Origin of the sequence: Myxococcus sp. AM010, from assembly GCF_013372585.1 — a bacterium.
In the GTDB taxonomy this organism is placed as follows: Bacteria; Myxococcota; Myxococcia; order Myxococcales; family Myxococcaceae; genus Myxococcus; species Myxococcus vastator.
In genome coordinates this window covers 26,965-34,256 of record NZ_JABXEO010000088.1, presented here as the reverse complement: position 1 = coordinate 34,256, position 7,292 = coordinate 26,965, and the positions used below count along the sequence as shown (strand labels likewise).

General features: G+C 72.2%; 7 protein-coding genes. 3 read left to right on the top strand and 4 right to left on the bottom strand.

The window, feature by feature from the left end:
- A partial coding sequence (locus HV826_RS30140; RefSeq protein ID WP_176420519.1) for a Circumsporozoite protein occupies positions 1-879 on the top strand: 879 nt, incomplete at its 5' end.
- A gap of 40 nt (positions 880-919) precedes the next feature.
- On the top strand, positions 920-2,092 hold the full coding sequence (locus HV826_RS30135) for a tetratricopeptide repeat protein (RefSeq protein ID WP_176420518.1): 1,173 nt from the start codon (positions 920-922) through the stop codon (positions 2,090-2,092).
- A gap of 19 nt (positions 2,093-2,111) precedes the next feature.
- Here HV826_RS30135 and HV826_RS30130 read toward each other — a convergent pair whose 3' ends face one another.
- The 4 genes from HV826_RS30130 to HV826_RS30115 form a co-directional block, all read right to left on the bottom strand.
- On the bottom strand, positions 2,112-2,960 hold the full coding sequence (locus HV826_RS30130; protein ID WP_176420517.1) for an SGNH family hydrolase: 849 nt from the start codon (positions 2,958-2,960) through the stop codon (positions 2,112-2,114).
- An 88-nt stretch (positions 2,961-3,048) separates the two neighbouring features.
- Positions 3,049-3,816: an alpha/beta fold hydrolase gene (locus tag HV826_RS30125; protein WP_176420516.1), complete on the bottom strand. Its 768-nt coding sequence runs from the start codon at positions 3,814-3,816 to the stop codon at positions 3,049-3,051.
- A 105-nt stretch (positions 3,817-3,921) separates the two neighbouring features.
- A complete protein-coding gene (locus HV826_RS30120; RefSeq protein WP_176420515.1) occupies positions 3,922-4,686 on the bottom strand; it encodes an amino acid ABC transporter ATP-binding protein in 765 nt (254 codons plus the stop codon).
- Entirely contained in the window at positions 4,683-6,122 is a 1,440-nt protein-coding gene (locus HV826_RS30115) for an ABC transporter substrate-binding protein/permease (protein ID WP_176420514.1), read from the bottom strand. The genes HV826_RS30120 and HV826_RS30115 overlap by 4 nt, the downstream gene beginning before the upstream one ends.
- Positions 6,123-6,546: 424 nt before the next feature.
- On the opposite strand from HV826_RS30115, the gene HV826_RS30110 reads away from it, so the two are divergent.
- Positions 6,547-7,242, top strand: coding sequence for a response regulator (locus tag HV826_RS30110; protein ID WP_176420513.1), 696 nt, complete (start codon positions 6,547-6,549; stop codon positions 7,240-7,242).
- Positions 7,243-7,292: the final 50 nt, after the last annotated feature.

Below are 7,292 nucleotides of genomic sequence, written 5' to 3'. Positions count from 1 at the left end.
AAGAGACAGACCCGGCCCCCTGCCCAGGGCGGGCGCAACGGTCCCCGCGTCGACACCCAGGCTTCCGGTTCGGTGGAGCAGCCGCGGCACGGCGCGCTGAGCGGTCAGTCCAGCTTCACGGCCGGCGGTGCCCGCACCGACGTGAGCGGCACCGGCCCCGGTGGCATCGACACGCGCGCCCACGTCCAGGGCCCCACGTTCACCGCGGATGCGCAGGTGGACGCGGACATCGGCCTGTCCGGCATCGACGTGAGCGTCGACATCGACATCGAGGCCAACCTCATCGAGGCGGGCGCCGGGGCCTCCAAGACGGTCGAGTTCGAGATTGCCGGCGAGGAGTACTCCGTCGAGCTGGACCTGGAGGCGCTGGGCAGGATTGGCGCCGAGGGCAGCATCGAGCTGGACCTGCACGTGGGCACCGACGGCAACGTGTCCATCAACGCCGCGGCCTCCGGCTTCGCGGGTGCGCAGGCGAGCCTCACGGGCTCCATCGAGCTGAAGCACGAGGACAACACGCTCGCGTCCGGCAGCATCACCGCCAGCGCCAGCGCGGGTGTCAGCGGCGACGCGCACGCGAACATCGGCATCGACAACGGCAACCTGGAGTTCGACGTCGGCGTGGAGGCCACCGCGGGCCTGGGCCTGGGCGTGGAAATCGAGGGCTCCGTCAACCCCGGCAACGTGCTGAGGGCCGTGGGTGAGACGGCCGCCGCCGCCGGTGGCGAAGTGCTGGAGAACGTGGTCGACGGCGCCATCAACGCGGGCGGCGCGGTGGCCGACGCCGCGGGCGAGGTCTTCTCCAACGCGGCGGACGCCGTGACGGACTTCGCGGGCGACGTGGGCAACGGCATCAAGAACGCCTGGGAGTCGGTGTTCTAGAGGTACCCACCTGACGTCCCCACCGCTAGAATCGGTGCCCATGGCCGTCTCCAAGCTGGCATCCTCCGCCGCGCGTCTCATGAAGCAGGGCTTGCTGAAGGAGGCGGCCCGGGACTTCGAGCGCGCCCTTGAACAGGACCCGAAGGATGCCAGCGCGCTGCTGGGGCTGGCCCGGCTGCGGCTGGCCCAGCACGACGAAACGGCGGCGCGCGAGGTGCTCCAGCGGCTGGTGGCGCTGCACCCCACCCACCCCGAGGCGCTGAGTCACCTGGCCCGGATGGACGCGGAGAAGGGTGATGCGCGCCAGTTGGACCTGCTGGCCGCGCTCGCCGCGCAGCCCAAGGCGGGCTTCTTCGAGGTCATCAATCACGGCCGCGCCCTGCTGGGGCATGACCGGTACGCCGCCGCCATCCCGGAGCTGGAGCGCGCGCTGGCGCTGCAGCCCGGCAACGCCCAGACGCTGACGTACCTGGGCATGGCCCTCCAGGGTGACAAGCAGCTGGACCGGGCGCTGCGGCGCTATCAAGAAGCCGCGGAGGCCAACAAGACGGAGCACCTGCCGCTCCAGCTCGCCGCGCGCGTGCAGCTCCTGCAAGGGCACGTGGGCGCGGCCATCGTCACGCTCCGGCAGGCCATCCTGCGCAGCCCCCGGGAGACGACCCTCTTCCGGGAGTTCGCCTCACTGTGCTTGATGGCCGGCGCGCCCGAAGCGGCGATGCGCGCGGCCATCGAGCTGCGCCTCCAGCTTCCCGACAGCGCGGACGCCATCTACCTGCACGGCATCTCCGCCTTCGTGGCCGGTAAGGACGAGGAGGCGGACCGCATCCTCCGCGAGGCGCTGGCCAAGGCCCCGGAGTCCGTGCCCGTGCGCGTGGCGCTGGCCAAGGTGCGCCGCAAGCTGGGTGACGACGCGGAGGCGCAGAAGCTGCTGGAGGCCGCCGTGGCCTCGGACCCATCCGAGGCCGGCGCCGCCAACGACCTGGCGGTGCTGCACCTGTCGCGCCCCAGTGGCGCCGCCGCCGCGCGCGCCGTGCTCACCGAGGCCTTGAAGCACCACCCGGAGGACGCGGGCGTCCACCTCAACCTGGCGCTGGCCCTGGCGGACAGCGACAAGGCCCAGGCGCTCACGCACGCGCAGCGCGCCCAGGCGAGCACCCACCGCGACATCCGCGAGCAGGCCGAGCGGCTCGTCACCGCCCTGGGCCCGCGCTGACGCGGCCTTCGCCGCGCCGCTACCCCTGCTGGAGCAGGCCCAGCACGCCCAGCACCTCGGGGTACACCTTGTTGGCGAAGTAACGGCCGCCCGCGACGGTGAAGTGCACGCCGTCCGCCATGCGCAGGCGCATGGGCCTGCGGAAGCCATCCACCCGGGCCTGACGCAGCGCGCGTCCCTTCGCGTCGGTGAAGAAGGGGCGCGTGTCCAGGTGCACCGCGTCCTGCCGGGAGGAGATGACCTCACGCTGGAGGGCGCGGATGATGCGCAGCTTCTGCTCGAAGCGCTTGAGCCCCGTGGTCGGCAGCTCCAGCCAGACAATCTTCCGGCCGGGTGAGGCGAGCACGGCCAGGAAGTCGTTGATGCGCTGGCGGTAGGCGGCCTCCCACTCCGCCTGGCCCCAGCGGATGGCCTTGCCGCCCTGGGTGTCCTGGAGCGACTGCCCGTCGTTGCCCCCGAGGATGACGACGACGACGTCCGGCTGGTGCCGCTCCACCTCCTCACGGCCCACGTCCATCCAGTCGAAGAAGTCCGGGCGCGCCAGGCCCGTGGAGGACTTGGCGCGGCGGGCCGACTGGATGCGCGGGTGCGCATCCAACTGGGCCTGGAGGTACTCCCCGAAGCCGGTGGCGATGAGGCTGTCCCCCAGCAGCAGCACCTTGTGCTTGCGCGCCACTTCGGGCGACGGAGCCGGCGCCGCGGCGGGCGGCGATATGGCCGTGGGCACCACGGTGAAGGGCGGCGGCGCCACGGTGAAGGGCGGCGGCGCCACGGTGAAGAGCGGCGGCGCCTGCACGGAAGCGGCGGGCGCGGGCGTCGCGGAGACAACGAAGAGGATGACGAGCAATCGCGTGAGGCGGTTCTGCATTGGCGCCCGAAACGTAGCGAGCCCCGCGCCATCCGTACATCCCCCCTTTCGGCTCGACTCGGCCCCGCACCGCCCCTGCCGGGCTGCGTCAGGCGGCGCGGGTGTCCACTTCGGGGTGCGCCGCCGCGCCCAGGGCCGCCAACCAGGGCCGCAGCAGCCCGGCGCACGCCTCCGGGTGCGTGAAGTAGGGCACATGCCCCGCGCCCCGCAGCAGGTGCCGGGGCGTTCCCGGCGGCAGCGACGCGGCCAGCCGCTCCACCGTCGACGGCGGCACCAGCACGTCCCGCGTGCCCTGGATGCAGACGCAGGACACGGGCAGCCTGCGCAGCTCCGGCGGGGGCGCCTCGCCGCGGATGGCCAGGGCGCGATGCCACGTGGAGCTGCGCTCCAGCGCCGTGGTGGGGACGACCTCGGGCACCCGGGCGAAAGCCACCGGCGTCCAGGCCGCGAGCCCCGCAGCCACCACGCCCGGCCGGGCCCACCGGGCGATGGGGCCCATCATCCCAATGGCGAGCCCGCGCACGCCCAGGTGCTCGGTGCGGGTGAAGGCGCCCAGGAAGGCCACGCCTCGCGCCGCGCCGGCCGCCGCCAGGTGCGCGGCCACCATGCCCCCGAAGGAGCTGGCCACCACCGCGTCCACGTCCCCCACGGCCCGCAGCACCTGCCGCGCCAACGCGCCCGCGCCGCAGGCCGCCGCCTCGCCTTCGGGGTACTCCACCAGGATGGGACGGGCCCAGGGCAACAGCTGGTGGGCCAGCGCCTGGAAGCCGGAGCCACGCGCGCCCAGCCCTGGCAGCAGCAGCACCCGAGGCCCCCGCCCCCGCCCCCACTCCATCCATTGGACTTCTCGACGCATGCCACTCCTTCGCGGGACGCGGCGAGGAACACCGCCGGCGCGCCGGTTCTGCCCGGCCCGTCCGTCAGCATGCCCGGCGGGCGGGCCGCGAGGCCAGTGAGGCGTTCAGGCCCCCAGGGTGCGCAGCGCGGGGACGCGGCCCAGGCCCAGGAAGGCACGCGTGCGCTCATGGCGTGGATTGGCGAGCACCCGGGCGGGCGGCCCCTCTTCGATGATGTGCCCGCCGTGCAGCACCAGCACGCGCGAGGCCAGCTCGTGCGCGAAGCGCATCTCGTGCGTCACCGCCACCAGGGTGAGGCCGTCGGCGCGCAGCTGCTCCAACAAGTCAATCAGCGCCCCCACCCGCTCCGGGTCCAACGCGCTGGTGGGCTCGTCCATCAACAGCACCTCCGGCTCCATGGCCAGGGCCCGGGCGATGGCCACCCGCTGCTGCTCGCCGCCGGAGAGCTCGGAGGGATACGCGTCCTCGCGGTGGGACAGGCCGACCTTCGCCAGCAGCGCCCGACCCCGCTCGGTGGCCTCCTGACGGCCCACGCCCTTCACGTGCATGGGGGCCTCCGTCACGTTGCCCAGCGCCGTGCGGTGCGCGAACAGGTGCCACTGCTGGAAGACGAAGCCGACGCGGCGGCGGATGCGGCGCACCTTCTCGCCCTGCGCGCGGACGTCGCCCGGCGCCAGCGTGTCCGGGCCCACGCGCACCACGCCCTCGTCGAAGGACTCCAGCCCGTTGAGGCACCGCAGCAGCGTGCTCTTGCCTCCGCCGGAGGGGCCCACCAGCGCCGTCACCTCGCCCGGGGAGAAGACGGCGTCGATGCCCGCCAGCACCTGCCGTCCCTCGTAGCGCTTGCTCAGCTTCTCGACTTCAATCATCCGCGCTCCAGCCTCGCTTCCAGGTGCCTCGCCAGCCGGGACAAGGGATGGCTCATCGCCAGGTACATCAATGCGCACAACGCGCCAGGTATCAGCCAGCTCCGAACATCCACCGCGGTAATCGTCATCCGCTTCGTGAGCTCCACCACGGAGATGACGGAGACCAGGGAGCTGTCCTTGAGCAGCGCGATGAAGTCGTTCGTCACCCCTGGCAGCGCGACGCGGAAGGCCTGGGGGAGGATGACCCGCCGCAGCGCCAGCCGCAGGGGCATGCCCAGCGCCATCGCCGCCTCCAGCTGTCCTCGCGGCACGGCCAGCACGCCCGCCCGGTAGACCTCCGCCTCGTAGGCCGCGTAGTTCAGGCCCAGCCCGAGGATGGCCGCGCTGAGGGGGTCCAGCCGGAGCACTCCGGCCAGCCCGTAGTAGAGGACGTAGAGCTGAAGCAACATCGGCGTGCCGCGAAGCAGCTCCACGTAGCCGGTGGCCAGCCGCGCCGCCCAGCCAGGCCCGTACAGCCGCGTCAGCGCCAGCCCCACGCCCAGGGGAATGGCCAGCGCCATGGCGCCCACGGACACCAGCAGCGTCACGCCCGCGGCCTGGAGGAACAGCACCAGCTGTCCCCAGCCCATGCGCGCCGTCCGCGTGGGCGCCAGCACCTCGCGCGTCTGCGCGTCCGTCCAGTCGACCATGCGCTGCTGCTCGGCGTTGTCGATGCCCCAGCGCTGGAAGATGGCGCGCAGCTCGCCCGAGCGCGCGATGTTCCCCAGCGCCGCGTCCAGCGCCTCCCGCAGGTCCTCCTCCCCGGGCCGCATGGCGATGGCGTAGTAGCCCTCACCCACGTCGCCCACCACCCGGAGCCCCGGGCGCGGCTGGCCATAGCGCTGCGCGATGAGGTCGTCCATCAACACCGCGCGCACCCGCCCCTGCTCCAGGTCGATGTAGGGCTCCTCCACGCCCTCGTAGGGCACCGCCTCCACGCCGCCGCGCTGGAGCAACTCCCACGCCAGGGAGTTGGCCAGCGTCCCCACCCGCTGGCCCTCCAGCGCCTCCAGCCCGGTGACGGCCGCGTCGTCCCGCCGCGCCAGCAAGCGCAGGTTGAAGAGGTAATAGGGCCGCGTGAAGAGGATGCGCCCGGCGCGCGACGGCGTGACTTCGAGGCCGTTGAGCGCCACGTCGAACGAGCCGCGCTCCAGCGAGGGGACCAGGCTGGACCAGTCGTTCTGGACGAACCGGGCCCGAACGCCCAACTCCCGCGCCAGGGCCTCCGCCAGCTCCACCTCGAAGCCCCGCATGCCCCCGGGGGCGTCCGGGTCCTCCATGGCGTAGGGCTCTCCACCCTGCGCATCCGCGCCCCACCGCAACTCCCCCGTGCGGCGCACCCGCGCCAGCCCCGAGTCCCGCTCCGCGCCGCATGCGCTCAGCAGCGCCAGCAACATCAGCGCGGAGGGGAGGAGGAATGAAGGCCTTCTTGCCGGGGACAGTGACGGGCTCCTTCTTTCTGGCCTGCGTGAGGGCCCCCCGCCATACGTCAGGAGCCGCCCCACCGCCAGTCACGCCCGACGCGCCGTCCCACACGCGCAGGTCGCTGAACACGAGCCCCCTCCAGAGGCCAGGTAGCCACCTGGCGCGCGCCACCTGGCCGGAGACGCGCGCGGCCCACCCGCGCCCCCTTTCGCCGCACGACAATCCGCGCGTGCGCGCGTGCATTGCTGGCGATGAAATGAACCCCAGGTGCAATGGGATGAAGCAATCACACCCACCCTGTCGCAGGTGCGCACATGACCCGGCATTCATTTTCCAGAGGCCGGGATTTTCCGGAGGTGCCCGGTCTAGAGTGCGCGCCCGAGGAGCGACGTTGTCATGGATGCGTTCAAGGTTCTGGTGGTCGACGATGAGCAGCCCATCGCACGCGCGCTGCAGCGACTGTTGAAGCGAGAGGGATTCGAGGTCCAGATTGCCTTCAATGGCAACGAGGCGCTGGAGCGGCTGGAAGGGTTCAGCCCGGACATCGTCCTGACGGATTTCCGGATGCCAGGAATGACGGGCAGCGAGCTGCTCCAGCGCCTCAAACGCACCCATCCGCTGGCCCTGCGCCTCATCATCTCCGGCTACGCGGACTTCAAGTCCGTGGTGGCCTCCGTGAACGAGGGCGAAATCTGCCGCTTCATCAGCAAGCCCTGGGACGACGCGGAGCTGGTGACGTATCTCAAGGGCCTGCTGCGACACCGCGAGACGATGGCGTGCCTCTACGCGCCCTTCCAGGGAGCGCCGAACGGCGTGAACGCGGAGGTGGGCATGTCGGCCGCGTCCATGGTGCTCAAGGTGCAGGTGGCCGACCCGTCCTTCCCGTCGGACCAGGCCGTTTCGCTCATCGAGCGCTTCGCGGGGCTGCTGGCCAATGACAGCCTCAAGGTGGTGGGCGGGTTGCTCGAGCGCTACGGCGGGCGCCTGTCCTTCATGGCGGACGTCGGCGGACCCCAGCGGCTGCGGCTGGAGGTGCCGGTGCCCACCCTGGAGACCGTCAACGCCCTCCGCCCCGGCGCGAGCGACGCCTGACCTCCGCGCACCATCCTTGTCCGACAACGCACCGCGCCATCCGATTTCAC

Excerpts from the sequence above, each read along its gene's own strand:
- HV826_RS30120 (WP_176420515.1), bottom strand. The coding sequence starts at position 4,686 with ATGATTGAAGTCGAGAAGCTGAGCAAGCGCTACGAGGGACGGCAGGTG.
- HV826_RS30130 (WP_176420517.1), bottom strand. The coding sequence starts at position 2,960 with ATGCAGAACCGCCTCACGCGATTGCTCGTCATCCTCTTCGTTGTCTCC.
- HV826_RS30125 (WP_176420516.1), bottom strand. The coding sequence starts at position 3,816 with ATGCGTCGAGAAGTCCAATGGATGGAGTGGGGGCGGGGGCGGGGGCCT.
- HV826_RS30115 (WP_176420514.1), bottom strand. The coding sequence starts at position 6,122 with ATGTTGCTGGCGCTGCTGAGCGCATGCGGCGCGGAGCGGGACTCGGGG.
- HV826_RS30135 (WP_176420518.1), top strand. The coding sequence starts at position 920 with ATGGCCGTCTCCAAGCTGGCATCCTCCGCCGCGCGTCTCATGAAGCAG.
- HV826_RS30110 (WP_176420513.1), top strand. The coding sequence starts at position 6,547 with ATGGATGCGTTCAAGGTTCTGGTGGTCGACGATGAGCAGCCCATCGCA.